This is a genomic window from Variovorax paradoxus B4 (genome assembly GCF_000463015.1).
Taxonomy (GTDB): domain Bacteria; phylum Pseudomonadota; class Gammaproteobacteria; order Burkholderiales; family Burkholderiaceae_C; genus Variovorax; species Variovorax paradoxus_E.
Window position 1 is genome coordinate 1,198,756 of the sequence record NC_022234.1, and the last position, 23,070, is coordinate 1,221,825.

Below are 23,070 nucleotides of genomic sequence, written 5' to 3' on the forward strand. Positions count from 1 at the left end.
CGTTTCCACACAACCTCGGCCGAGTGCTGCCAACGGAGCATTCTGCCGCGCTCGCGCTACGGCCCCTTCTTGACCTGTTAGGTCGCCGTCAGTGCAGAATTCCAGGGTCGGTATCTGTTCCAAGGCCCGCTTTGGACGGTCTGCGCAAACGATCCTGATCGAAGACGACGAGGCCACGTCGGAGAGCTACTTCTGAAATCCGCTCTATCAGCGGATCGATGTCGTGTCGGCCAGAAAGGGCGAAGTGGCACAGACGGCCACGGCCATTCAGCTCCAGCGGCTCCTCCGCCCAAATGCATTCGTCGCACCGCTCCGGCGGGAGAGACGCAGAGCGCGGGTAGATCTGCGCAAGCTCATCAATCAATGCATGCAGGCGTCGATCAAGTGGAAGCCCTTCGTTTCTGGGATCGTCGTCATAGTCGAGGATCATTCCCACAGCAGCTTCATCGTCTTCAGACACCGGGGGGACGAAAACAATCATGGAGTAAGGCAAGACAGGGCTCCTCCTTTGACAGGCAATGACCATCTATTCTGGCGTGCGCACCGTACCCGGTGCCATATTGCGCGACCATGCGGGAATTGAACGGCAGCTATCGAGCGCTACGAACTTCCGCTTCGCGCCCATACCTCCTGACCGGATTGTGCCCTTGCACGAACGACTGGTCTTGGCCGACATCTGTCACGGGACCATCGTGCGCGTCTGTTGATCGCGACGTGCGAAGTGCACGGGGGCACGGCAGAAATTTCGGTTGAATGCGACGCTAAACGCGCTGGCCGAGCTGTACCCACGCGTGCTGCGAGGTCGGCGACCGTCGCGCCGTCGCCGAGCAGGCGCGTGGCGAGCGCGATGCGCCACCCGAGCAAGTATTCCATCGGCGTCACTCCGAGGGATTGGGGTAACGGCTACCGCCTTAATCTCGATGTGTGACCCGTCTTTGTCGCGCAGCAAGAGCTTCTTCAGCTTCGGCTTGGCAGTCAGCGTTACTTCGTGGACAACCTTTCTCGGAGCAGTCCCTTCAACCAACGGCAGAACTCTCTTGCCGCCTGTGTGTGTGCGCTATGGGAATTCACGTAGGCGACATAACTCGCGCCAGAACTCACGCCAGCTTCGTCGGCGAGTTGAAGGTTGCCGGCCCTCAGTTGATCCAGAACCAGCAATTTTGGCGTCACGAGAAACCCTGTCCCGCCGATCGCGGCGGAGACGGCAAGGAAGAGGTGGTCGTAGGTCGCCTCGACGTGGAGCTGGTCGGAAGGAATGCCCGCCGCGATGGCCCAGACGGCAAGCATCTCCGGCCTTGACCTTGCGGCGACCATCGGCCAGGCACTTTTGGCTCGGCTGTGATGCGCGGCGACCAGCGACGGTGATCCCACGCAGACCAGTTCCTCACGGGCCAGCTCCCAGCTCTCGGTGCCGGCCAGGCTCAGGTCGCGTGTGATCAGCACATCGAAGTCGTCCGAGGGCTGCGGCGGAGCAAGGCTGGTGATGAGGTCGATCTGCACGCCGTGCTTCGCAGAGTAGGCGCCCAGCGAGGGGACGACGACGGTCATGGCAAAACTCGGCATTGACGTTCTCACCTTGAGCCGGTCGTGCTGGCTTGCCTTCTGCACCAGCAACTGCATGGTGATCTCGATGGTGGACATCGCATCTTTCAAGGCTTCGTAGAGCTGCATCCCTGCGGGCGTGAAGTCCGAAGTGGCGCCTCGGCGTATGAACAGGCGCGTACCCGCAAACGCTTCCAGCGTCGCCACATGGCGGCTCACCGCGCCCTGCGTCACGCCCAGCGCCGCGCCCGCTCGGGTAAAGCTTCCCTGGCGCCCGACAGCGACGAATGCACGCACCGCGAGCAGCGGAATGTCGCCAGGTCGAGTATGAGTTTTGCTCACCATTGCATCACCCATAAGAATACTGTCACATAACCAAGGTTGTGTCTAAATTGCCCGTGCATAAGATGATTTCCATCACCAACCGCTGACTGGAAGTCGAAAAATGATCCGCAATTTCTTGAAGCTATCAGGATTCCTCATTCTCGGGGGCTTCTGGTCCGTGGCGGCAACGGCCGGCAACGTCGTCCTCTACTCCTCGAACAATGTGGAGACCGTCAACGCGGTCGTCGATCAGTTCACGAAGCGCCATCCCGGCATCAAGGTTTCGGTGGTCCGTGCCGGCACGGGTGCGCTGATGCAGCGCATCAAGGCGGAGGCAGCCAATCCCCTGGGCGACATTTTCTGGTCGGGGGGCCTGTCGACGATCAGCGAGTTCCGGGAGCAGCTCGCGCCCTATGCGTCGCCGCAGGCCGTCGCGGTGCCAGCGGCCTATCGCGGTCCTGACGGACTGTGGCTAGGGACGAACACGCACGTCACCGTGCTGATGGCCAATCTGCGCCAGGTCCCGAACGGCCAGCCGCCCAGCGGTTGGGCGGACCTCGCCGATCCCAAATGGAAAGGCAAGATCGTCATTCCCGACCCGGAGCGCAGCAGCGCTTCGTACGTCGCGCTCTACGGTCTCCAGCAGCTGCTCGGCGATGCCGCTCTGGAGAAGATCGCGCGCAACGCGGTGATCGTCGGCACCACGTCGGCGGCCTACGAGGGCGTCGCCAAGGGTGAATTCGCCGTCGCGGTGACCATGGAATATGCGGCCTACGAGTACGTGGCCGGCGGCCTGAAGGAAGTCCGGTTGGTCTATCCCACCGAAGGCACCTTTTTGTCGCCGGAAGGCATGGCGCTCATCAAGGGTGGCAAGAACCCGGAGGACGCTCGCACGTTCTACGAATTCCTTGCATCGCGCCCGGCGCAGACGGAGATCTTCAAGACCGCCTATCGGCGTCCGTTGCGCGCGGATGTCGATGTGAGCAAGTTATCGGACCTGCCGGCCCTCTCGACGATCAAGGTCGTGGCACTGGATGACGCGCGCATGGGCGCCGATCGCGCGGCGTTCATTGCACGCTGGCGGCAGCTCGTCGGCGCTCGCTGATCCGCAGGACCATCGCCAGGAACCCCCTCCATGCAAGTCTCCTTCGATGCCATCGCGCAGAGCTATGGCGGCCAGACGCTGTTCGAGCGCCTGGACCTGACCATCCCCAGCGGCAAGTTCTTCACGCTTCTCGGGCCTTCGGGCTGTGGCAAGACGACGCTGCTGCGCATGCTGGGCGGCTTCGTGCGACCCGATGCTGGACGCATTCTTTTCGCAGAGGAAGATGTCACGAACATCCCGGTGCACCGCCGCGGCGTGGGCATGGTGTTTCAGGACTACGCCCTGTTCCCTGATCGCTCTGTGCTCGCCAATGTGAGCTACGGCCTGGCAGCGCGCGGCGTATCGCGAGCGGAGGTCCGGCAGCGGGCGCTGGCCATGCTGGCACGCGTCGGACTGGAGAAGTTCGCAGAGCGCTCACCCTCGGCGCTTTCCGGCGGGCAACGGCAGCGCGTGGCCATGGCCCGGGCGCTGGTGATCGAGCCGCGATTGCTGCTGCTGGACGAGCCACTTTCGGCGCTCGACGTCAAACTGCGCGTCGAGTTGCGCGCCATGATTCGCGAGCTTCAGACCGAAGCCGGCATCACCACGGTGTTCGTGACCCACGATCAGGAAGAAGCACTGGCGATGTCCGACCTGATCGCGGTCATGGACCGCGGTCGCATCGTCCAACTCGGCGCGCCGAGGGATGTCTACGCAAGACCGCTGACGGCCTTCGCGGCCGACTTCGTCGGCGGTGCGAATCTGATCGCGATCGATGAAGAGCTTCCTCGTGCGCCGGATGGCACGCGACGTCTGGGAACGCCAGCCGGCGTGATGCTGACGCGTAGCCAGGTTCCCGTGCAGCCTGGCTCGCAGCTCGCCGTGCGCAGTGAGGATTTGTCCTTCGGGGTGAACGGTACGGTGGCCGAAGGGGAGCTCGCCGGGATGGTCGAGCATGTGGAATTCCGCGGCGGCTCCGTCGGCTACATCGTGCGCACGAGCGCCGGGAAGCTGCGGGTGGACATGCGCAGCAGCCCGGTGACGGCCTTGCTCGCACGGGGCGACGCCGTCTCCCTGCGCCTGCCCCGTGATGCGCACATCGTGCAGGGCTCATGATGCTGGGCGCACTTCGACGCGACCCCGCATGGCTCACGCTGGCGTTGATGGCGCTGGGTCTCCTGGGCATCTTCCTCCTCTGGCCGCTGGTGGGCATGCTGGGCAAGTCGTTGGTCGAACCCGACGGAAGCCTCGGCCTGGGCGGCTACCTGCGCTTCTTCTCGGAGGCTGCCTACCGGGATGTCTTCTTCAACACCCTCATCCTCGGCTTCGCTGTCACCATCACGTCGATGGCGGTGGGCGGCAGCCTGGCGCTGGTCGTGGCGCGATGCAAGTTCCCGTTCGTCGGCCTGGTCACTGCGCTGCCCTTGATCACCCTGGTCGTTCCGGATGTGGTGGTGGCTGCCGCCTGGGTCCTCATCCTGGGCAAGCAAGGCTGGGTGAATGCGCTGCTCGCCCCCTTGGGGGTCGAGCTGCCCTCGCTCTATTCGTGGTGGGGGCTGGTCTATGTGATGACGCTCAACAACTACGTGTTCGCCTTCGTGGCGGTGCTGGTGGGGTTGAAGTCGATGGACCGCAACCTCGAGGAAGCAGCGCTGAGCCTGGGCCGCCCGGCGGGTCGGGTGCTGGTGGGCGTGACGTTGCCGCTGCTCATGCCTTCCATCTTCGCCGGCGCCCTGGTGGTTTTCACCCATGTCATCGGGAGCTTCGGCGTGCCGGCCATCCTGGGCGCACGCACGCCGGTTCTGGCGGTCAAGGCCTACAACGAATTCGTCAGTGAGATGGGCGGCAATCCCCAGATGCAGACGACCATGGCCTCGGTGCTGGTGTTCCTGGGCGCTGGCCTGCTGCTGATACAGAAGTTCGTGGTCGAGCGACGCCAGTTCCAGATGGAGTCCGGGCGCAGCCCGATAGCGCTCACCGTTCACGGATGGCGCTCGATCATGGCGAGCGCTGCGGTGCTGGGCGTGGTGGCGCTGTCGCTGCTGCCGGCCGCGGTGGTCGTCGTGACCGCATTCACTCCTTCGGTCGGACCGGTGCTGAGGTACGGGGGATTCACCCTGGCGCACCTGCAGCACGCCCTGGTCCGAGCCCCAGAGCCCCTGTACAACTCGCTGTTCCTGGCGTCGGTCGCCACGGCATGCGGCGTGCTGTTCTCCATCGCGTCGGCATACCTGATCGTCAAGCGTAAATCGGCACTCACGCACGTGCTGGACGTCCTGGTCATGCTGCCGCTGACGATCGCCGGCACGGTCCTGGGCATCGCGCTGATCAACGCGTTCAACAGTGGCTGGCTGGTACTCACCGGCAGCTGGCTGGTGATGGCCCTGGCGTACTTCCTGCGCCGCATGCCCACCAGCGTGCGCGCTGCCATGGGACCGCTCCACAACCTGAAGGACTCGATCGAGGAAGCGTCGATGAGCCTCGGCGTGAGCCCGCTGCGCAGCTTCTTCCGCGTCGTGTTGCCCGTGATCGGCCCGTCGGCGGTTGCTGCGGCCGTTCTGATGTGGGTGACCACCCTGTCGGAACTCTCGGCCACGGTGGTGCTGTATTTCGGCGGCATGAACACCATGCCGATCGAGATCTTCCAGCAGATCGACAGCGGGCGCATGGCCCTGGCCTGCGCCTACAGCCTGGTGCTGCTGGCAACCATTTTCATCCCCCTGGCGCTGGCGCGCTGGATCTTCAGGCTCAAGGTTGGAACCATCGAATGACAACGACGACAGACAAGACCCCCCCTCTCTTCCTGGCCGACCGCGTGCTGGGTGCCAAGCCCTCGGCGACCAAGGAAATGACCCGCCTGGCCAACCAGCTCAAGCGCGAGGGTCGCAGCATCATCACGCTGAGCCAGGGCGAGCCCGACTTTCCGACACCCGAACATGTGCGCGAGGCCGGCAAAGCGGCCATCGACCGCAACGAGTCGCGCTACACCGACGTTGCGGGCACGTTCGCGCTGCGCGAAGCCGTGGTCAGGAAATTCGAGCGCGACAACGGCCTTCACTTCACGCCGGAACAGATCCAGGTGGGGTGTGGTGCCAAGCAGTTGCTCTACAACGCCCTGCAGGCCACGGTCAATGCCGGCGACGAAGTCGTGGTGCCCACTCCCGCCTGGGTCTCCTACCCCGAAATGGTGCTGCTCGCAGGCGGCAAGCCAGTCATCGTGCGCTGCGGGGCGTCCACGGCCTTCAAGCTCACGCCCGAGCAGCTGGAAGCAGCCATCACGCCGCGCACCAAGTGGCTGATGCTCAACTCGCCCTCGAACCCCAGCGGAGCCGTGTACTCGCATGCCGAACTGGCCGCCCTGGCGGAGGTACTGCGCCGGCATCCGCAGGTCTGGATCATGGCCGACGACATCTACGAGAAGATCCGGTACGACGACACTGCGTTCGCCACCCCCGCTGCGGTCGCACCTGACCTTGCCTCGCGCACGCTGACCATCAACGGCGTGTCCAAGTCGTACGCGATGACGGGCTGGCGGGTCGGCTTCGGGGCGGGCCCGCTCGAGCTCATCAAGGCGATGAACCTGGTGCAGTCGCAGTCCACCTCGCACACCAGTTCCATCAGCCAGGCGGCATCGATTGCCGCGCTCAACGGCCCGATGGATTTCCTGCCGCAGTTCGTCGAGGCCTTCCGCCGGCGCCGGGACATGGTGGTCGGAAAGCTCAACACGATCGACGGCGTCACCTGCGACCTCCCGCCAGGCGCGTTCTACGCGTTCCCGGGCTGCCAGGGCCTCCTCGGGCGTCGGGACGCCGCCAACAACCTGATCACCACGGACAGCGAGCTGGCCCTCTACTTCCTGCGCGAGGCCGGCGTCGCCATCGTACCGGGCTCCGCGTTCGAGTTGCCCGGCCACTTCCGGGTGTCGTATGCCGCCTCGGACGAAGACCTTGCCGAGGCCATGAGCCGGATTGCAGCGGCGTGCGCGCAGCTGCGCTGAAGGCCACACCCGTCGGCCGAGCCATCAACCAACGAGAACCCTCATGACCAAGAACAAGACACTTCGGAATGCGCTCGAGAGCGGCAAGCTGTTGACAGCGATGGCCGCCCACAACCCCCTGGCCGCGAAACTGGCGGAAGAAGCCGGCTTCGGCGGCATCTGGGGCAGCGGCTTCGAGCTTTCGGCCAGCTATGCGGTGCCGGATGCCAACATCCTCTCGATGGGAACGCACCTCGAGATGATGCGTGCGATCGCCAGCGTCGTCTCGATTCCACTCATCGCGGACATCGACACCGGTTTCGGCAACGCCGTGAACGTCCACTACGTCGTCCCGCAATACGAGGCGGCGGGTGCGTCGGCCATCGTCATGGAGGACAAGACATTTCCCAAGGACACGAGCCTGCGCACGGAGGGTCGCCAGGAGCTGGTCCGCGCTGAAGAGTTCCAGGGAAAGATCGCCGCAGCCTGCGCTGCCCGCAAGGACCGCGATTTCGTGGTGGTCGCGAGGGTGGAGGCGTTGATCGCCGGACTCGGACAGGACGAGGCAATCAGGCGAGGCCTGGCCTACGCAGAGGCCGGCGCCGACGCCATCCTCATCCACTCCAAGCAGAAGACACCGGACGAGATCCTAAATTTCGTCACCGCCTGGCCTGCAAAGGTGCCACTGGTCCTGGTCCCGACCGCCTATCCTCAGTTGTCCGAGGCCGACATCGAGGGCCTTCGAAAAGTCGGCGTCGTGATCTACGGCAATCATGCGATCCGCGCTGCGGTCGGTGCGATGCGCAAGGTGTTTCGTCAGATCCGAGCAGAGGGCGGAATCCGGGCCGTGGACCCGCTCCTTCCATCAGTGAAAGACATCATCGAGCTGCAGGGCGATGCATCGATGCGGGCAGTCGAGTCGAGCTTCTTAAGGTGAGCCGATACGCCTCAGCGTGAGCAATGTAGTCGCAGCCGCCGTTGCGTGTCCAGCATGCGTGAGATACACACATTGGGCATCGCCGTTGTGAAGGTTCCGCAAGCTGCCTCCGCCTGACGGCCGCGAGCGCCGCTATGGTCGCCGCGGCTCGGGCGGTGGAGCCCCCACATCCAGCTACTCGGCAGCGTTCTTGGCTGGCGCCGCACTGCTGCTGGTCGCTGTCTTTGTTGCAGGTTGCGGGATTGAACACACGCGTAGTACAGAAGAACACTGCGGCGATGGCTCGCTGACCTTGTACAAGCCTGCTCGATGACCGCTTTTGGGGATCGCGGTCTGTCGTGCGTCTGCAATTGACGTCCGCTTCTTGATAGTGAACTGCCCTTCAACGCGGCTGCTCCGACTACCAGCGGGAAGAAAAGCTGGCCACAAAAGCCGGGGTGATTTAGTTCGCCCCTGTGCTGTTAGCCTTACATGGTCGGCAGGGCCTCTGCCACGCCAACTCCGGCCATCGTGCCCAATTTTAGAAGTGAACTCACTATGACCAGCCCGCTGTACAACGCCTCCGTTCCCGTCATGCAGCAGATGCTGCGCGCCCTGTCCGACGTGCTCAAGAAGGCCGAAGACCACGCGACGAAAAAAAATATCGATCCAAATGCGCTGCTGCAGGCGCGGTTGTTCCCTGATATGTTTCCGCTAGTACGTCAGGTACAGATCGCCGCAGACTTCTCCAAGGGCATTGCCTCCCGCCTGGCTGGTGCCGAGGTGCCGTCCTGGCCCGACACTGAGGTCAGCTTCGTCGACCTGCAAGCGTTGATCGCCAAAGCTTTGGCCCATATCGGCTCCTTCAAGTCTGAGCAATTTGATTCAAGCGAGAGCCGCGAGATCGTATTGCGCCCCGGCACCCCCAAGGAAAAGAAGCTGACCGCAGGCGCATATCTTCTGCACTATGGACTGCCGCAGTTTTTCTTCCACGTGACCACCACCTATGCAATCTTGCGCCACAACGGTATTGAGATCGGTAAGCGCGACTACATGGGTGCCTACTGACCCAAGACAGACAGGAGTTCAGCCACTCTGGCCACTGCCGCTCGATAGCAACTAGAGCCTCCGTCGCTGCGCGATTTCAGCTAACTGTGGATGGAGGCTTTATCTACCCTAATTTGCTTGGCGCCTGGTCAAAGCTGACCAAATTGTTAGCGCCGATGTAAAACTAACCCGCGCCTGCGCGTGCCAGGCACGGGCGGTCGTTCGAAGGTATTGAGGCGTGCAATGCGCTCGCGCTCTTCCTCCAACCGCCGTGCCTCGCGGGGATCAACGCCTTCGGCGCGCTTCTCGGCTTCGGCACGCGCCTTCCTGCGCGCCGCCGCCAGCGTCACCACCGGGTAGTGGCCGATGCTGAGCTTGGCCTCCTTGCCATGCCGCTTGGAGCGATAGACCCACGCCTTGCCGGCCGGGCGCACGCGAAGGTAGAGACCGTCGCCGTCCGCCAGCAAATATTCCTTGTCCCGCGGCGCTGCCGCCCTGATCTGAAGCTCGCTGAGTTGCCCCATGGTGTACCCAAAATCGACTGCGGTTGAAAAGCAGTCTGGGGTACACCGGTACGCGCAAGAACGGGACTTTGTGAGATTCGGTGATGCCGCTTGAGCCTTATTGAGGCCAAGTCCTTGATGTACAAGGGCTTTTGAGCTGACTTGGGCTCTACCGAGAAAGAAAAATGGTGGCCTGGGGCCGAGGCAGAATCCGACAAGGACTTCCGCACGCACATGAACGCCCCGACACTGCCTCCCATTCTTCAGCTCCAGGACCTGAGCTTTGCCTATCCGGGCCAGCCCGCGCTCGCATCCGGCTGGTGCGCTTCGGTGGGCGAGGGCGTCACGCTGCTGCATGGCGACACAGGCAGCGGAAAGTCGACCCTGCTGCGCGTGATCGCGGGCGCGCTGCCTTCGGCTTCCGGAACGCTGACGCTCGCGGGCGCGCGGCTCGACACCGAGCCCGAGGCCTACAGGCGCAACGTGTTCTTCTGCGACCCGGCCGCCGAAGCCTTCGACCAGCTCACCGCGCGTGCATGCACGGCCACCCTGAGCGAAGGCGACGCTGGCTTCGATGCGGCGCTGTGGCAGGTGCTGGTCGAGGGTTTTTCGCTGGCGCCGCACATCGACAAGCCGATGTACATGCTCTCCACCGGATCGAAGCGCAAGGTGGGGCTGGCGGCCGCACTGGCTTCGGGCCGCGCGCTGGTGCTGCTCGACGAACCCGAAGGCGCGCTCGACGCGCGGTCGATAGGCTGCCTGTGGAGGGCCGTCGAGTCGTTGGCCGGGCACGCGGGCCGTGCGATCGTCATTGCCAGCAGCGCGCGCCTCGACCACGTGCCGCGGGTTGCGCTCGCCGGGTGCATCGAGCTGCCGCTTCGCTGAGTGGTCCAGCGCAAGAGGTTCATTCCAGAGCGCTGACTCCCGGGTTGCGATCCGCCGTCAGCGCTCCTTGCACTTGACCTCTTCCTTGAACACCTCGCGGCTGGCCTCGAGCTTGACCTTGCAGGGGCCGTCCTGGAACTCGTCCTTCCATTCCCCTTGCCACGTGGCCCCGACGCCGTCCTTGCACTTGACCTCGCGCTTGAACTCGCCTCGCTTCGACTCCTGCTTGACCTCGCAGGGTCTGGCCCAGCGGTCGTCGCGCCAGTTGCTTTGCCAGTCGCCGCGTCGCCAGCGCTTCTTCGAATCGTCGTCGTAGGCGAAAGCGCTGGGGGCGGCGATGGCGGAAAACAGCACGAGTACTGCGGTGGCTCGAATGGACATGGCGTTCTCCTTGACGAGGTGCGGCTGCTGCGAAAGCGTGTGCCGGCGGCAAGCGCTCGCGCTCAGCGCCGATATGGATTGTGGGGGCGGCGGTCGTAGCGGTCGGGCACACCGTCGCGGTCGCTGTCGCGACGCGCATGGCGGTAGTCGGCGCGGCGGCCATGACGATAGTCGGCATGGCGGTCGTGGCGGTGGTCGTAGCCGTGCCGCACGACATGGCGCGGCGGGGGCGGCGGAACAACGACCACGTGCGGGCGATAGCCGTGGTCGCCATGGTGCGGCTGCGCTTGCGCAGGAGCGCTCAGGGCGGCCAGAGAGAGCAGGGCGGCCGTAGCCAATGCGAGGGACAACTTCTTCATTTCAACTCCTTCGAGTCGTTGTATTCAGGAGTTCCCATGCTGAGGGCGCAATGTGAAGGGCCGGTAAGGCTGCGGCGAATTTCCGATGAACTTTTTGCAGGGCATTCCGGCATGCGCGGGCGCCGCCGAGCGCGGCACGGCGGCTGTTCTTCTTATTCTTGAATGGGCGAGGCGCGCAGCAGTGCCGCGAACTCGCGTGCGGCGGCATTGCGTGACGCGCCGCGCCGCCAGAGGATGCCGGCGTGCCGCACAAGCGTTGGCGCGGTCAGGACGACCGCGTGCAGGTCCGGTGCCTGGCTTGCGGCACGCTCGGGCACGATGCTGGCAAGTTCGCCGTGGCGGCAGACGCCGAGCAGGGACTCCACGGAGTCCATCTCGACCCGGATCTCGACCGCCGTGCTCACCGAGCGCAGGGCCTCGTCGATCATGCGGCGCGTGGCAAAGGTTCTTGGCAGCAGTGCCAGCGGCACGCGGGCAAGGGCCTTCATCGCGATGCTGCGCCGGCCGGCCAGGGGATGCATCGGCCCGACCACCAGCAACAGGCGTTCGTCGAACAGCGGTTCGGTCTCGATGTCTTCACGCGTGGCAGGGTGGAAGGCGATGCCCAGGTCGAGCTCGCCGCTGAGCAGTTGCTCCTCGATCGGTCCTGCGCGCAAGTCGCGCACCTCGACCCTCACGCCGGGGTAGGCCTGGCTGAAGGCCGCGACGGTGGCGGGCACCACGGTGTTCAGGAAGGTGGGAAAGGCGCCCACCGTCAGGCGGCCGGAGCGCAAGCCGTTCAGGTCGGCGAGGGCCATGCGGCCCGACTCGACCTCCTTGAGCGCGCGCGTGGCATACGCGCGAAACTCCGCACCGGCCTGTGAGAGCTTCAGGCCCCGCCCCAGGCGATCGAACAGCGCCACGCCCAGTTCCTGTTCGAGCAGCCGCAGCCCGTGCGACAGCGTCGACTGGGTGACGAACAGGTTCTGCGCCGATTGCGTCAGGTGCTCGGTCTGGGCGATGTCCAGAAAGTAGCGCAGCTGGCGGATTTCCATGGGAGTGCCTGTCCGTTCGTTTTTATCGAACGATACATCATAAATAAATCATTTTTCATTGATCGGTCCAACGCTTAGCCTTGCTTCGTCGCATCAAACATCAGGCAAAGGCAAGAGCTCATGACGGGTCGTTTTCGCATCGAGCGGATCGAGGCGCGGATACTGGACATCCCCACCATCCGGCCGCACAGGCTGTCCTTCGGGGCGATCAGCCGGCAGAGTCCCGTCATCGTCCAGCTGTGGCTCGGCAATGGTGCGAGTGGCTTCGGCGAGGCCGCCACGATCGGCGGGCCTTCGTGGAACGAGGAATCGCCCGAAGGCATACGGCACGCCATCGAGGCCTATCTCGCGCCCGTGCTGTTGGGACAGGAGGGTGGCTGCTTCTCGGATGCCCTGGACCGGATGGACGCCGCCTGCAAGGGCAATGCATTCGCCAAGAGCGCCGTCGAGATGGCACTGATCGATGCGATGGCGCGCACGCTCGGGCTGCCTGCGTGGCAGCTGCTCGGCGGCAAGCGCCGGCAGAGTCTGCCCTTGGCATGGACGCTGGCCAGCGGGGATGTGGCGCGCGACCTGGAAGAGGCGCAGCTGCGCCTGGAACAGAGGCGCCACCGGATCTTCAAGATGAAGATCGGTGCGCGTTCCCCCGAGGACGACGTGAGCCATGTCGCGCAGATCGCGCGGGCCCTCGAAGGGCGGGCCACCCTCACCGTGGACATCAACCAGGCGTGGGACGGCAGCACGGCCAGGCGCCATCTGCCGCGCCTGATCGACGCGGGCGTCAGCCTGATCGAGCAGCCGGTGGCGAAATGGAACGTGGAAGCGCTCGCGGTGCTGAGCACCGAGCTCGGCGCCCGCGCCTGCATCATGGCGGACGAGACCGTGTGCACGCCGCAGGATGCCATGCGGCTCGCGCGCGCCAAGGCGTGCCATGTCTTCTCGCTCAAGGTTGCCAAGCACGGCGGCTTGCTGCGCACCCGCGAAGTGGCGGCAGTGGCCGAGGCCGCCGACATCGGCTGGTATGGCGGCACGATGCTCGAGACCTCGATCGGCAGCGCGGCCGCCGCTCACGTTTTCTCGACCCTCGGCAAGCAGCACCACGGCTGCGAATTGTTCGGGCCGCAGTTGCTGGTGGACGACCTGGTGGTCCAGCGGATGGAGATCCGCGACTTCGAACTGCAGTTGCCCGATGGTCCCGGCTTCGGCGTCGACGTGGATCCGGCGCAGCTGGAGCGCTTCGACCGCGCGCGCACCGGCCTCGTGCCGGTGCACATCGACCTCGGGCACCGCGCCCCTTTCACCCAGGGAGCATGAGCATGCTTTTTCTCGTTCGAATGGATGTGAACATTCCGCACGACCTGCCTGCCGAACAGGCCGAAGCCGTCAAGGCCCGCGAGAAGGCCTACGCGCAGCAGCTGCAGCGCGAAGGCCACTGGCGCCATCTTTGGCGCGTGGCCGGCGAGTATGCCAACTACAGCGTGTTCGACGCCGCATCCAACGACGAGCTGCACGGGCTTCTTTCGCAGCTTCCGCTGTTCCCTTTCATGAAGATTCAGGTCACGCCGCTCGCGCAGCACCCTTCCGCGATCGCCTGAGCGTCGCAGCATCCACCAATCATCCGGAGACAACACATGAAAAGAAGACAACTGCTGGCTTGCCTGAGTGCCGGCCTGGTGCTGGGCACCGCCGCGTCGAGCCATGCGCAGACCGCCGCCACGGACTGGCCGAAAAAGCCTGTGCGCTGGGTGGTTCCATTCCCGCCCGGCGGAGCCATGGACGTCATTGCGCGCGTCCTCGGCGAGAAGGCCGGCAAGGCGCTGGGCCAGCCGTTCGTGATCGAGAACCGGGCCGGCGCCGGCGGCAACATCGGCGCCGACGCGGTGGCAAAGTCCGCGCCCGATGGCTACACCCTGCTGATCACCTCGATCGGCATGGCCACCAACAAGCCCTTGTACGGCAAGCTGAGCTACGACCCGGTCGCCGACTTCGCGCCCGTGAGCCTGCTGGCCGTCGTGCCCAATGTGCTGGTGACCAACGGCACCCAGCCCAACGTGCGCAGCGTCGCCGATGTGATCGAGGCCGCGCGCAAGAGCCCTGGGAAGCTGACCTATGCATCGGCCGGCAACGGCACGTCGATCCACCTGGCTGGCGAGATGTTCACCTCGTTGACGCGCACCGAGATGCTGCACGTGCCCTACAAGGGCAGCGGACCGGCGATGGCCGATCTGCTGGGCGGCCAGCTCAACTACATGTTCGACAGCATCACTTCCGCGCACACCCAGCTGCAATCGGGGAAGCTGCGGGCGCTGGCCGTGACCACCGCCAGGCGTTCCAAGGCGCTGCCGAACGTGCCCACGATGGCGGAGGCCGGCGTGGCCGGCTACGACGTATCGCCGTGGTTCGCGGTCTTTGTTCCTGCCGGCACGCCCCGGCCGATCGTCGACAAGCTCCACAAGGTCCTGACCGAGACGCTGAAGCAGCCCGAGGTCGCCGCGCGCCTTGAAGGCATCGGCGCCGAGGCCGTGGGTTCCGACCCGGAGGAACTCGCAGCGCATCTGGCGAAGGAAACGCAGCGCTGGTCGAAGCTGATCGCAGAGCGGCACATCCGCCTGGACTGAATTTTTCACTTCGAGCGGACCCATGATGCCGATGCCGGAGCACTGCACGCGCTTCGCCCCACTGCGCTGGGCGCAATTCCTGGCTCACGCCGCTCACCGGCTCGTCGTCAGGTCTGGTGCGCTGATCGATGCGGGAACTCCTCAGTTCATGGAGAGACGCGTCGACAATCAGCCGAGCAACGCAGGCTGCCGGGACACGCAGGCTAGCGGTCATGGCGGACCTCCAGGACGTACTCCTTGCGATGCACCGTGTGAATCAGCTTCAGATCGAACGGATCGTCCAGCTTCTGGCGAAGTCTCAGAATGGCCACCGTGACAATGTTGTCGCGCTGATGATGGGCGCTCGATCCCCACACGGCCTTGATGAGGCCTGCGCGTGACATCACGCGGCCTCTGTCGAGATTCACCGGGCATGGAACTCTCATTCGTTTGGAGTCAACCACTTACGTGCCGATCAACCATTGAGGATGGAACCGCTGTTTCACAAGAGATGGAATTCTTTGGGTTTTGTATCACTAACTCTGGAATTTAGCGGCTAAATTGCGCCGTTGGCGTCGGGCGCCGACTGGCGCTCGTCGCTGTGGCCCGCGCCGAAGACTGCCATCGGCCAAGAGCGGACCTCCGAACAGGAGGCAGAATTTGGCAGAACCAGATTGACCTAACCTATGAACAAAGGCACCGAGGAAGAGCATCCGTGGGATGCATCACTTGCGAAGGCGCTCCCCGGAAAAATGGTTCTCGTCGGACTTGCTTACTTTGGAGCAGATGCCGAAGAGCCATTCGAGCAGCAACAATTGTTCGGTCGGGTCACCTCTGCGGACCAACCAGCGGACAGGGATACTTTTATCCCTGGACGGCCAAAGAACTGGCGAGCAATTCAAGCTGCCTCCCGATACACGATCTTTTCAAGAGGTGGGGCCTGGTGAGTACCGACTTCGGTCCACAGGCGAAGTGGTCGTCAATCCGGACTTCACGGTCACCTTCTCGATACGCGAGCAGGCCAAGGCACTAGCCTGGATATTTCGCGAGTGACGTGTCGCGATGGCAGTTGATCAATGTAGGGCGCGAAGCGCGCGATACAACCGCGATGAGTGAGATTTCAGCCGCATTGCTGGGGCTGAAGACGCAGTGCCCCCTTACCCCCGTTGTTTGTCGACGTGCCGGGGACAGCACTCGACGCGATCTATGGAGCCAGTGCGCGAGCGGCCGTGAGGAAGACGTGCTTGAGCGGGTGGTGCGAGGCCAGCAGCAGGCGGATGCGACGGGTATTGCGCAGCACGGCGGCGCCGATCTTGAGCAGCTTGACGCGGATGGTGGCGGTGCACGCGCGTTCCAACTGCGTGCCTTGAAGGGCCAGCCGGCGCAGGTTGATCATCAAGGTGTAGGCCAGCGCAGCCAACAGCAGGCGCATCTGGTTGGACGCGAAGCGGCGACAACTGCCGCGGCGACCGAACAGGTCCATCTGCGCTTCCTTGATGCGGTTCTCGGCCTCACCGCGGGCGCAGTACAAGTCCTCGTACAGCGACTTGGCGTCTCCCGCTTCCAGGCTCGTGACCACGAAGCGTGGATTGCGCCCTTGCGCGCCGTGCTCCAGCCGCGCGATGACGCGCCGCTCACGCTCCCAGCTGCGCGTTGCATATCGGAACTCGCCGATCAGGCGCTGCTTCGTGCCGACGGCTTCGTACTGCTCGGCCAGCGCGTGTTCAGCGATGGCCACGCGTTCAAGCAAGGCGGAGTTCTTCTGCAGGCCCACGATGTAGTCAATGCCCCAGGCGTCGAAGCGGCGCAGCGCCTTCGGGCGACAGAAGCCGGAGTCGCCGCGCACCACGAGCCGCACGCCGGGCCACGCCTGGCGCAGCCGTCGCGCGATCAGCTTGATCAACGCGCTGAGCACGCTGGCCGGATCGCGCCAGCTCGGGCGCAGCACGCACGCGAGCATGTCTTGCCCACAGAAGATGTACAGCGGCAAGTAGCAGTAGTTGTCGTAGTGGGCGTGGAAGTGCGCGCCTTCCTGGTCACCGTACAGCGGGATGTGCGTGGCATCGATGTCGAGCACGAGTTCGTCGGGGGTCGTCATGCGGCTAGCGATGAATTGATCCAACAAAACAGCGTGCAACGCCGCGGCATGCTCGCTCGTGGCCGAAGTCTCCAACCGGCTCAACGTCGGCGCCGAGGCCAGCTCAACGACACGACCTACCGCCGTTTGGTGCGCCAGGTCATGGCGCAGCGTGTTGTGCTGCGAAACACTTTCCCAGCCACAACACAAGCCGTACACGCGCTGCGCGAGCAGACTGCGAATGTCGTGACGCACGCTGGCCTTGCGCCGTGCGTCAGCGAACACGCGCGCCGCCGCGCGCGTCAAGCCGATGCGCTCATCGACTTGCTTGAGCAGTACCGCACCACCGTCGCTGACGATATCTCCGCCGTCAAACGCCGCCTCCACGACGCGACGCCCAACCTTGCAAAATCTCACTGGCACATCGGTACACTTTGGCACTGGCAGTCCTGTTCTCGAGTTGCATGTTCTTGGCATCAGATACCAATAACAACGCATCCCGGCTCAGGGCTGCCGACCTTCTACTCGCGAAATATCCAGGCTAGGCACTGACTGAGTCCATCCAAGACCAGGCGTTCTTCTGAGGGCTCTCCACTTGCTCATCATGCAACTCCCCGAACTAGCCGCTGTCGCGTTTTTATTGTGCTTGTCTGGTGCTCTGGTGTGCGTATGCCTCTCCGCGTACTACACGATGAAGGTTATGCGCAGCTACAGGGAGGACCGTCAGTGGGGCAGGTTCTTTGCACCGTCCTTGCTCATGGGCTCGTTCTTCACCGACGAAGGAAATGCCGCTCGGCGCAAGATGTGGTGGGCCCTTACGGCTTTTCTAACCTTCTGCCTGGGAGCGATTGGAACCGCGACCATCGTTGCGCCGTAATGTGGACGACAGCTTTGTGCAAGCCCATTGACGGCTTCAGCCCCTTCGCGACGGCACCGCCACCGGCTACAGTCGGCCATAACCTGCATTCCCAATGACCATCCCGCTGCCCGCTGCCTACCGCGCTTTCATCGACACGAACGGTCTATTTGAGGGGTTCGCTGTCTTGTCGGGTGAGGAACATTACCTGATCGGTGGTGACCAGCGCCACGTTGGTACACCCGAAGATCAACGATTTTCCGTAGTTGACGTTCGATATTTGCTCGCCTAAAAGAAGCGGATGAGGGAAACAAGAACGTTACAGATGGGTCTAGTGGCCTGCGCCCTGCTGGTTCTAACGGGATGCGCATCGCGCCCAGGCCGGGACATTCAGGGGGATTTGGCGCTTTACATGCCGGAGCCGATTCGGCAACGCTTTGCAAGCGCACCTCGTGAGGATTCCTTTGTAGCGGCGCCAACTCTCAACTTCTTTGAGAACCGGCAAGAGCAGGAACTCAAGGGCAACCTGGGCTTGGTCTCCATCGTTCGGGAGCAAGCGCACATGACATGGCAGCAAGGCCAGTTGTTATTGATCGTCGGTTCAGACGTGGGCCGCGAGAAGACCGTGGACAACAGCGCCAGAGCGCGCTTTCGTCGCATGACCCTATGCGGGCTAGTGCCTGTATTCAGCGAGAGCGCGGTCGGCCTGAGGCTCAACAACACTGTGATCGTTCCGGCCGGCAAGAGCTTCGTTCCGTTCGACACGGCCTTGGACGCGTCTTTGAGCCATCGCTACAGGCTTTCAAAGTTCGATGGCGACGTCGCGACTCTTTGTGCACCATCGCCCAGCAAGACCTTCTCGTATCGCACTGAGACTGAACGGCAGGTCAAGGAAGTCAACAGTCGCGGCCCCGACTTCAACAAGCAGGTCACGATCAACGATTCCGTGACCTGCAGGACTGGCTCCGATGTGCAGCCACTTTCGCAACTCAACCCCGGAGCGAAAGGCTTGTACTTGAGGGTGGAATGCGAACACAAGGACAACGTCGAGAACCTGCAACGTCGCAGCCTTGCCTGGCTGGTCGACGCCGGGATGTATCTTCCTCTGGAAGAAGTCGGCTGGCAGGGAACCATCAAAACGCGCTATGCCCGTTTTGGCTATGCGACACCGACGGGTGCCGTGTCTGCGCAACAGTAGATGTGGATTTCCGTACCCGTTTGGTCCACGTTTCCGTCGAGCGCCGACCAGCGTATCTTCCTAGTTCCTTTGCCCAGGCAGGCGTGTGCCCAGTGCACGCGGGTTGCGTCCCATGGAAAGGCGGATCGTCTTCAGATGGAAATCAATAAACATGGCAAGCTGGCAGACTGCTAACGGCCATAACCGGTCCTTCACCAGTAGGTTAGATTGGCATCCATGACACGCTCACGAACACCACTTGAGGCTGCCGCTGGCAAACTCATTGCGGCAATTCAAAAGGAGTGGGGCATCGAAGCTGGGGAGCCGAAGTCGGCCGCGAGCGAGGAGGCAATGCATGCGGCGCACGGCCTGCTGCAGGCCGCTTCGAAATTCGGGGCAATCGAGAGCGTCATCGGCTCGGGCTCCATAGCGGCGTACTTGGGCGAGCAGTGGGTTCAGGCTCATCCACAGGTGCTGCCATACATCGAGGCCCTTGAAGGCGCTCAATGAGCAACCGACGTCAAGCGGCCAAAACCGGACCTTCACAGATTTTCATTCATTTCCCCTTCGGCTACGTTCACAATTTTTGGACGGAAGAAGGGCATCTTCTCTAACCGTCTTGCACAAGCCGAAACCATATTTCTACGGGGAGTTTTGATTGAAAAAATGGGAACTTATGGTTCGATGTAAGCCCACGCTCAATGAAGCGCCTCACGAAGTTCATGCGCGTTTAGTTGAGACGCTGTTTGGATTCCCGGAGATGTGGCGGCCCCGTCGGCCATTGGAGTTCCAATTCGAGCCGGGAAGCTTGACCAGCACTGTCATGTTCCGTGGAAAGCTAGGTGCCGGCCTTTCGGGCTATGCGTCGTATTCGCTGAGGTCAAAAACATACCTTAAGGATTCATCGCAATTCGACGACCATTTTGTTTTCGAGTTTAGCCCGACCAAATTCGATCTTGCCGTGATGGCCGATGTTGTGCTGCCCGGGCTAGTCGATTCTTTGAGGGCGTATCGGGCCACGCTCAATGACGCTGAACAGGTGACGCTCGAATGGCCGACACTTGCCGCAAAGATAGAAGCTACTGGCAGAGATCTAGACGGCCGCGACGGGATTCACAAACTCTCTCCGCTCGCCTACTACGACGATAGTGTGCTGATAGCTGAGCTTGGTGTCGACGGTGAAAGCCTGTCGGTCGCCGCGCCCGACCGCGTACGAAAGTTTCGCACTGGCGCAATCGTCAGCATGCCAATCGATCCGACGCAGGACGATCTATTCTTGAATTCTGATCGATTCATACGCTCCCTAGTTGGAAGATGAGTTCCGTGACGCGTTCGCGTAGCGATGACCGCTTTGGAGCGGGGCGTACAGCCGCTCAGGGCCCTTTCTGTCAGCAGCCCGTACAGCGACAGTCGGCCAAGAGCGGTCCCCCGTCCGTCGGGCGTAATGTGGCCCGGATCAGAACGTCTTCAACGAACTGTCTATTCGAAATCCAAGCAATGATTCACCTTCGACCAATCTGTCGCGGCGCACTGTATCGCCCTCATGTCTGACCGCCATAGGCAGGCATTTGTCACGATATCTGAATCAACGTCGCTGGTTGCTTCAGGCGCCACGGCTTCGTCGAGCCAACGCACGTGTTGCTAGGCAGAATGCGTTCCGTGAAAACCAGCATTAGAAACGTAATAGGCGCCGCGACCATCGCCATCCTGCTTTTGGCATTTGGGGGCGTCGCCAGTCTTTTCGTCTGGCAACAGGACGTCCCCCGTCGGGAAAGCCTCGCAAACGAAAATGGGACGCTGCTTGGCTTCGAGACACGGCACAGTCGCTATTCGAGTTATGAGTACCTGCTGATACGAATCAACGGAGAGAGCGAGCGCCTGCGCTTTTGGGCATGCATTTCGGACCTGAAACGTCTGCCGCTTGGAGAAGAGATTAGCGTGCTGCGGATGGAGAAGACGCTGTTCGAAGTTGCTAGGGCTGGCACCGTGGCTTGTTCCTACAGAGCCTCCGCTCAAGCGCTTGCAAGCTATCAAAATGCCAATAGAGCTACCACGGGATTGGCCGTGGGAGCCGCTGCTCTGCTGATAGCGCTTCTCGCCTGGACGGGTTGGCGCACCGGGCGTCATTTAGATAAGTTGGCGCAGGCGCACCGCGCCACTCACTAGAATTTGCCGCTGACGGCCACTACCGGTCCTTCGATGAGCCTTCACTTGACCCGCTGCTGGATGACCAAGGCGAAGCGCTTTCGCCAGCTCGCTCTATCCGCTGCCATTACCTGCCTCGCGACGCTATTGCATGCTCGGTGCGTCCTTCCAGTTCCGGACGGAGGCGCCGAAGCGCCATCGCGGGCGAACGTTGAAGGCGTCATTGCTTCAATCCAACATGACGTTGTCACCATTCAGCCGAACAACGCCACTCAACGCGTTCGCGTTCGAGTGAAGAGCCCAATCTATACAGCCTTCGGTGGAGACGGCGATCTGAGTGATTTGCAGGTGGGGCAGTTGGCTTGGGTTTGGTTCCCAGGATGCAGGCGGAACGACCAAGGATTGCCGGAGGCAGCGTACTTCCAAATCTATTCGAAGGACCCCAAGGACCGCCCGTAGACCATCGCAGGCACGTCCGCTTCAGAGCAGACCGGAAGACCGCAATGAGCCCCGCGCTGCCGGCAGTGCTTCGGCTACAGTCGGCCAGAACCGGCCGTTCATCGCGCCGGCACAATGCGGCTAGCAGCTGACGAAATATCCTCAGGCCGAAGCAAATGCCATTCCCATCCATTCTTGCCTCCAACTCTTTTCCAGATTCTCATAGACGCGAAAATCGCTCGTTGGATCTCCGGCTCGCGTGCACGGCAATCGCTGCGCTTCTGTTGACAGCTTGCGGTGCAACCGGGCCTCAATTTACCTCTGCCGAAGCGCCTACAGGTGAGTCGAGCGCGATCTATATCTATCGTCCGAGCAAATTCGCGGCTGGTGGTTTCTCACCCTTGTTGGTCATCGACGACAAGGTCATCGGAAAAATCTCGAGTGGATCGTATGCCCGCCGCAATCTTGACGCAGGTGTCCATAAGATCGAACTCCGACGACCGAGCGAGGCTTACGGCAAGTTCAAAACGAGAAGTCTTGAAGTCACGACGAAGCCCGGTAGCACCACGTACATTCGTTATCACGTGGAACACAAGGGTCCCGGGGAGGACATAGGGTCGGTTGCGATGACGGCAGGGGGCCTGCCGGTGCCCATGTTCATGCCTGTCATCGATCACATGCTGGTCGCTGTCGATCCGCACGATGGCCTGACAGAGATCAAGGAGACCCGCTCGATCGAATGAAGCTGCGAGTCGTTTCGGGCTCCTTTGCCTGAAAGTGCTGGGGACTTCAGTCGGCCACCAGCGGTCGCTCGCATGTGCGGCAGAATTTCGCAATATCGGTCAGTAAGCCCCGCTTTGGGTGCGATCAAGTCGAGGGAGAAGCACGAATGTCGAACGAAAGAATTGCCGATAGGCTCCAAGCATTGGCAGCCGCGTTTGAGTCGCGAGAGATCTCCGTCCAGTCCTTCGCTACGCAATTGGCTGGGCACGCTGCTGCGCTTGAAGCTATGGACTATCGAAAGATCAAAGAGGCTCAGCAGGTACAGGGCCAGCTGCTACTTGCCGTCGAAACGGGCCGAGAAGGCGAGATTGATCGACAGACACTGTTGGCATGGCTGCGCCACTGGATCTTGGCCATCCCGAACACCAATCCTTGATCCCATGAGTCGCGTGGAAACTATTGATGATGGACGGCATTCGGCCAGAACCAGACGGTCGGAGGCGCGGTGAAATGACAAATAGAAGTTCCGTGAAGCTGAAAAACTCGTTCACCACTGGTCTGTCGATCATCGTGGAGCCGTGGGCAAATGAGTTTCACCTTCCGCCCGGTTCGGAATGCGAGGTCGTTTCTATCGGAGGAGCTGTAGATACCGAGATTCTCATTGAACTGGAGGCGCCCTCCACGCTTATCTTTTGGGTTAACACTCCCGGTGCTTTGTATGAGTACTGGCAGGACGGCAAGCTCATAGATTAGGTCCCCCAGGCCACAATTAGACGTTCCACCGCCCACAACCAAACCCAAATGGCTAAGTTCTATCCTGGAGCAAAGTTCGATGCAGCAATGCACCTCGTCCACTGTGCCGTTGGATTGGGCCTAATCTCAGGGGCAGCTCTCGCCGCGTTCATTGGACAACTAGTCTTGGCAGGCATGCTGGCCGTTCTCGCTGGTGGCATGTTCCTGCGCTTCAAGCGAGGTCGGTTGCGCAAAGGTAAATGACTAGACCCCG

Annotated in this window: 27 protein-coding genes; 19 read left to right on the top strand and 8 right to left on the bottom strand. The window is 62.4% G+C overall.

The window, feature by feature from the left end; translation table 11 throughout:
- Nucleotides 1–88 precede the first annotated feature (88 nt).
- Together VAPA_RS34715 and VAPA_RS32750 are read right to left on the bottom strand one after the other, a co-directional pair.
- Nucleotides 89–493, bottom strand: coding sequence for a hypothetical protein (locus VAPA_RS34715; RefSeq protein ID WP_155248154.1), 405 nt, complete (start codon nucleotides 491–493; stop codon nucleotides 89–91).
- 488 nt (nucleotides 494–981) lie between these two features.
- Nucleotides 982–1,887, bottom strand: coding sequence for a LysR family transcriptional regulator (locus VAPA_RS32750; protein ID WP_021004551.1), 906 nt, complete (start codon nucleotides 1,885–1,887; stop codon nucleotides 982–984).
- Nucleotides 1,888–1,987: 100 nt separating this feature from the next.
- Between VAPA_RS32750 and VAPA_RS32755 the strand changes: the two genes are divergently transcribed.
- The 6 genes from VAPA_RS32755 (at nucleotide 1,988) to VAPA_RS32780 (ending at nucleotide 8,910) form a co-directional block, all read left to right on the top strand.
- A complete protein-coding gene (locus tag VAPA_RS32755) occupies nucleotides 1,988–2,971 on the top strand; it encodes an ABC transporter substrate-binding protein (protein ID WP_021004552.1) in 984 nt (327 codons plus the stop codon).
- A 30-nt stretch (nucleotides 2,972–3,001) separates the two neighbouring features.
- On the top strand, nucleotides 3,002–4,066 hold the full coding sequence (locus tag VAPA_RS32760) for an ABC transporter ATP-binding protein (RefSeq protein WP_021004553.1): 1,065 nt from the start codon (nucleotides 3,002–3,004) through the stop codon (nucleotides 4,064–4,066).
- Complete coding sequence (locus VAPA_RS32765) at nucleotides 4,063–5,721, top strand: ABC transporter permease (RefSeq protein ID WP_041946730.1); 1,659 nt, start codon at nucleotides 4,063–4,065, stop codon at nucleotides 5,719–5,721. Before VAPA_RS32760 ends, VAPA_RS32765 begins: the two co-directional genes overlap by 4 nt.
- On the top strand, nucleotides 5,718–6,947 hold the full coding sequence (locus tag VAPA_RS32770; RefSeq protein ID WP_021004555.1) for a pyridoxal phosphate-dependent aminotransferase: 1,230 nt from the start codon (nucleotides 5,718–5,720) through the stop codon (nucleotides 6,945–6,947). Before VAPA_RS32765 ends, VAPA_RS32770 begins: the two co-directional genes overlap by 4 nt.
- A 43-nt stretch (nucleotides 6,948–6,990) precedes the next feature.
- On the top strand, nucleotides 6,991–7,863 hold the full coding sequence (locus VAPA_RS32775) for a phosphonopyruvate hydrolase (RefSeq protein WP_021004556.1): 873 nt from the start codon (nucleotides 6,991–6,993) through the stop codon (nucleotides 7,861–7,863).
- Nucleotides 7,864–8,400: 537 nt separating this feature from the next.
- Entirely contained in the window at nucleotides 8,401–8,910 is a 510-nt protein-coding gene (locus VAPA_RS32780) for a DUF1993 domain-containing protein (RefSeq protein WP_021004557.1), read from the top strand.
- 146 nt (nucleotides 8,911–9,056) lie between these two features.
- On the opposite strand, the gene VAPA_RS32785 is transcribed toward VAPA_RS32780, so the two are convergent.
- Nucleotides 9,057–9,413, bottom strand: a complete 357-nt coding sequence (locus VAPA_RS32785) for an Arm DNA-binding domain-containing protein (protein ID WP_021004558.1) — start codon at nucleotides 9,411–9,413, stop codon at nucleotides 9,057–9,059.
- A gap of 213 nt (nucleotides 9,414–9,626) precedes the next feature.
- On the opposite strand from VAPA_RS32785, the gene VAPA_RS32790 reads away from it, so the two are divergent.
- Nucleotides 9,627–10,277, top strand: coding sequence for an ABC transporter ATP-binding protein (locus VAPA_RS32790; RefSeq protein ID WP_021004559.1), 651 nt, complete (start codon nucleotides 9,627–9,629; stop codon nucleotides 10,275–10,277).
- A 57-nt stretch (nucleotides 10,278–10,334) separates the two neighbouring features.
- Here VAPA_RS32790 and VAPA_RS32795 read toward each other — a convergent pair whose 3' ends face one another.
- The 3 genes from VAPA_RS32795 to VAPA_RS32805 form a co-directional block, all read right to left on the bottom strand.
- Nucleotides 10,335–10,658, bottom strand: a complete 324-nt coding sequence (locus VAPA_RS32795; RefSeq protein ID WP_021004560.1) for a hypothetical protein — start codon at nucleotides 10,656–10,658, stop codon at nucleotides 10,335–10,337.
- Nucleotides 10,659–10,720: 62 nt separating this feature from the next.
- Nucleotides 10,721–11,017: a hypothetical protein gene (locus VAPA_RS32800; protein ID WP_021004561.1), complete on the bottom strand. Its 297-nt coding sequence runs from the start codon at nucleotides 11,015–11,017 to the stop codon at nucleotides 10,721–10,723.
- A gap of 152 nt (nucleotides 11,018–11,169) precedes the next feature.
- A complete protein-coding gene (locus tag VAPA_RS32805; protein WP_021004562.1) occupies nucleotides 11,170–12,051 on the bottom strand; it encodes a LysR substrate-binding domain-containing protein in 882 nt (293 codons plus the stop codon).
- A gap of 120 nt (nucleotides 12,052–12,171) precedes the next feature.
- Between VAPA_RS32805 and VAPA_RS32810 the strand changes: the two genes are divergently transcribed.
- From VAPA_RS32810 to VAPA_RS32820, 3 genes are read left to right on the top strand one after another with little or no spacing between them, the layout of a single operon-like run.
- Complete coding sequence (locus VAPA_RS32810) at nucleotides 12,172–13,365, top strand: muconate cycloisomerase family protein (RefSeq protein WP_021004563.1); 1,194 nt, start codon at nucleotides 12,172–12,174, stop codon at nucleotides 13,363–13,365.
- Nucleotides 13,366–13,367: 2 nt separating this feature from the next.
- Entirely contained in the window at nucleotides 13,368–13,646 is a 279-nt protein-coding gene (gene catC, locus VAPA_RS32815; RefSeq protein WP_021004564.1) for a muconolactone Delta-isomerase, read from the top strand.
- 36 nt (nucleotides 13,647–13,682) lie between these two features.
- Nucleotides 13,683–14,669, top strand: coding sequence for a Bug family tripartite tricarboxylate transporter substrate binding protein (locus tag VAPA_RS32820; RefSeq protein WP_021004565.1), 987 nt, complete (start codon nucleotides 13,683–13,685; stop codon nucleotides 14,667–14,669).
- 203 nt (nucleotides 14,670–14,872) lie between these two features.
- On the opposite strand, the gene VAPA_RS32825 is transcribed toward VAPA_RS32820, so the two are convergent.
- Nucleotides 14,873–15,094, bottom strand: a complete 222-nt coding sequence (locus tag VAPA_RS32825) for a winged helix-turn-helix domain-containing protein (protein WP_080666993.1) — start codon at nucleotides 15,092–15,094, stop codon at nucleotides 14,873–14,875.
- 240 nt (nucleotides 15,095–15,334) lie between these two features.
- Between VAPA_RS32825 and VAPA_RS34720 the strand changes: the two genes are divergently transcribed.
- On the top strand, nucleotides 15,335–15,595 hold the full coding sequence (locus tag VAPA_RS34720) for a hypothetical protein (RefSeq protein WP_155248155.1): 261 nt from the start codon (nucleotides 15,335–15,337) through the stop codon (nucleotides 15,593–15,595).
- A 257-nt stretch (nucleotides 15,596–15,852) separates the two neighbouring features.
- Here VAPA_RS34720 and VAPA_RS32830 read toward each other — a convergent pair whose 3' ends face one another.
- Nucleotides 15,853–17,166 (bottom strand): IS1380 family transposase, encoded by a 1,314-nt coding sequence (locus VAPA_RS32830; RefSeq protein ID WP_021004568.1) that lies wholly within the window; start codon nucleotides 17,164–17,166, stop codon nucleotides 15,853–15,855.
- A gap of 530 nt (nucleotides 17,167–17,696) precedes the next feature.
- Between VAPA_RS32830 and VAPA_RS34725 the strand changes: the two genes are divergently transcribed.
- The 8 genes from VAPA_RS34725 (at nucleotide 17,697) to VAPA_RS32870 (ending at nucleotide 22,817) form a co-directional block, all read left to right on the top strand.
- Nucleotides 17,697–17,873: a hypothetical protein gene (locus VAPA_RS34725; RefSeq protein ID WP_155248156.1), complete on the top strand. Its 177-nt coding sequence runs from the start codon at nucleotides 17,697–17,699 to the stop codon at nucleotides 17,871–17,873.
- A 120-nt stretch (nucleotides 17,874–17,993) separates the two neighbouring features.
- Nucleotides 17,994–18,779 (top strand): hypothetical protein, encoded by a 786-nt coding sequence (locus VAPA_RS32840; RefSeq protein ID WP_155248157.1) that lies wholly within the window; start codon nucleotides 17,994–17,996, stop codon nucleotides 18,777–18,779.
- A 216-nt stretch (nucleotides 18,780–18,995) separates the two neighbouring features.
- Nucleotides 18,996–19,268, top strand: a complete 273-nt coding sequence (locus VAPA_RS32845; protein WP_041946734.1) for a hypothetical protein — start codon at nucleotides 18,996–18,998, stop codon at nucleotides 19,266–19,268.
- Between the two features lie 298 nt (nucleotides 19,269–19,566).
- Nucleotides 19,567–20,076 carry a hypothetical protein gene (locus tag VAPA_RS32850; RefSeq protein ID WP_155248158.1) on the top strand — a complete coding sequence of 170 codons (510 nt, stop codon included), beginning with the start codon at nucleotides 19,567–19,569 and terminating at the stop codon, nucleotides 20,074–20,076.
- A 341-nt stretch (nucleotides 20,077–20,417) separates the two neighbouring features.
- Complete coding sequence (locus VAPA_RS32855) at nucleotides 20,418–20,924, top strand: hypothetical protein (protein ID WP_155248159.1); 507 nt, start codon at nucleotides 20,418–20,420, stop codon at nucleotides 20,922–20,924.
- Nucleotides 20,925–21,517: 593 nt separating this feature from the next.
- Entirely contained in the window at nucleotides 21,518–22,084 is a 567-nt protein-coding gene (locus VAPA_RS34300) for a DUF2846 domain-containing protein (RefSeq protein WP_080666995.1), read from the top strand.
- Between the two features lie 146 nt (nucleotides 22,085–22,230).
- Complete coding sequence (locus tag VAPA_RS32865) at nucleotides 22,231–22,500, top strand: hypothetical protein (protein ID WP_021004575.1); 270 nt, start codon at nucleotides 22,231–22,233, stop codon at nucleotides 22,498–22,500.
- A gap of 92 nt (nucleotides 22,501–22,592) precedes the next feature.
- Entirely contained in the window at nucleotides 22,593–22,817 is a 225-nt protein-coding gene (locus VAPA_RS32870; protein ID WP_041946739.1) for a hypothetical protein, read from the top strand.
- The last annotated feature ends 253 nt before the right edge of the window (nucleotides 22,818–23,070 follow it).

Coding starts and splice junctions, on each gene's coding strand:
- VAPA_RS32750 (WP_021004551.1), bottom strand. CDS start 1,887: ATGGTGAGCAAAACTCATACTCGACCTGGCGACATTCCGCTGCTCGCG.
- VAPA_RS32755 (WP_021004552.1), top strand. CDS start 1,988: ATGATCCGCAATTTCTTGAAGCTATCAGGATTCCTCATTCTCGGGGGC.
- VAPA_RS32760 (WP_021004553.1), top strand. CDS start 3,002: ATGCAAGTCTCCTTCGATGCCATCGCGCAGAGCTATGGCGGCCAGACG.
- VAPA_RS32765 (WP_041946730.1), top strand. CDS start 4,063: ATGATGCTGGGCGCACTTCGACGCGACCCCGCATGGCTCACGCTGGCG.
- VAPA_RS32770 (WP_021004555.1), top strand. CDS start 5,718: ATGACAACGACGACAGACAAGACCCCCCCTCTCTTCCTGGCCGACCGC.
- VAPA_RS32775 (WP_021004556.1), top strand. CDS start 6,991: ATGACCAAGAACAAGACACTTCGGAATGCGCTCGAGAGCGGCAAGCTG.
- VAPA_RS32780 (WP_021004557.1), top strand. CDS start 8,401: ATGACCAGCCCGCTGTACAACGCCTCCGTTCCCGTCATGCAGCAGATG.
- VAPA_RS32785 (WP_021004558.1), bottom strand. CDS start 9,413: ATGGGGCAACTCAGCGAGCTTCAGATCAGGGCGGCAGCGCCGCGGGAC.
- VAPA_RS32790 (WP_021004559.1), top strand. CDS start 9,627: ATGAACGCCCCGACACTGCCTCCCATTCTTCAGCTCCAGGACCTGAGC.
- VAPA_RS32795 (WP_021004560.1), bottom strand. CDS start 10,658: ATGTCCATTCGAGCCACCGCAGTACTCGTGCTGTTTTCCGCCATCGCC.
- VAPA_RS32800 (WP_021004561.1), bottom strand. CDS start 11,017: ATGAAGAAGTTGTCCCTCGCATTGGCTACGGCCGCCCTGCTCTCTCTG.
- VAPA_RS32805 (WP_021004562.1), bottom strand. CDS start 12,051: ATGGAAATCCGCCAGCTGCGCTACTTTCTGGACATCGCCCAGACCGAG.
- VAPA_RS32810 (WP_021004563.1), top strand. CDS start 12,172: ATGACGGGTCGTTTTCGCATCGAGCGGATCGAGGCGCGGATACTGGAC.
- catC (WP_021004564.1), top strand. CDS start 13,368: ATGCTTTTTCTCGTTCGAATGGATGTGAACATTCCGCACGACCTGCCT.
- VAPA_RS32820 (WP_021004565.1), top strand. CDS start 13,683: ATGAAAAGAAGACAACTGCTGGCTTGCCTGAGTGCCGGCCTGGTGCTG.
- VAPA_RS32825 (WP_080666993.1), bottom strand. CDS start 15,094: ATGAGAGTTCCATGCCCGGTGAATCTCGACAGAGGCCGCGTGATGTCA.
- VAPA_RS34720 (WP_155248155.1), top strand. CDS start 15,335: ATGAACAAAGGCACCGAGGAAGAGCATCCGTGGGATGCATCACTTGCG.
- VAPA_RS34725 (WP_155248156.1), top strand. CDS start 17,697: ATGACCATCCCGCTGCCCGCTGCCTACCGCGCTTTCATCGACACGAAC.
- VAPA_RS32840 (WP_155248157.1), top strand. CDS start 17,994: ATGCCGGAGCCGATTCGGCAACGCTTTGCAAGCGCACCTCGTGAGGAT.
- VAPA_RS32845 (WP_041946734.1), top strand. CDS start 18,996: ATGACACGCTCACGAACACCACTTGAGGCTGCCGCTGGCAAACTCATT.
- VAPA_RS34300 (WP_080666995.1), top strand. CDS start 21,518: ATGCCATTCCCATCCATTCTTGCCTCCAACTCTTTTCCAGATTCTCAT.
- VAPA_RS32865 (WP_021004575.1), top strand. CDS start 22,231: ATGTCGAACGAAAGAATTGCCGATAGGCTCCAAGCATTGGCAGCCGCG.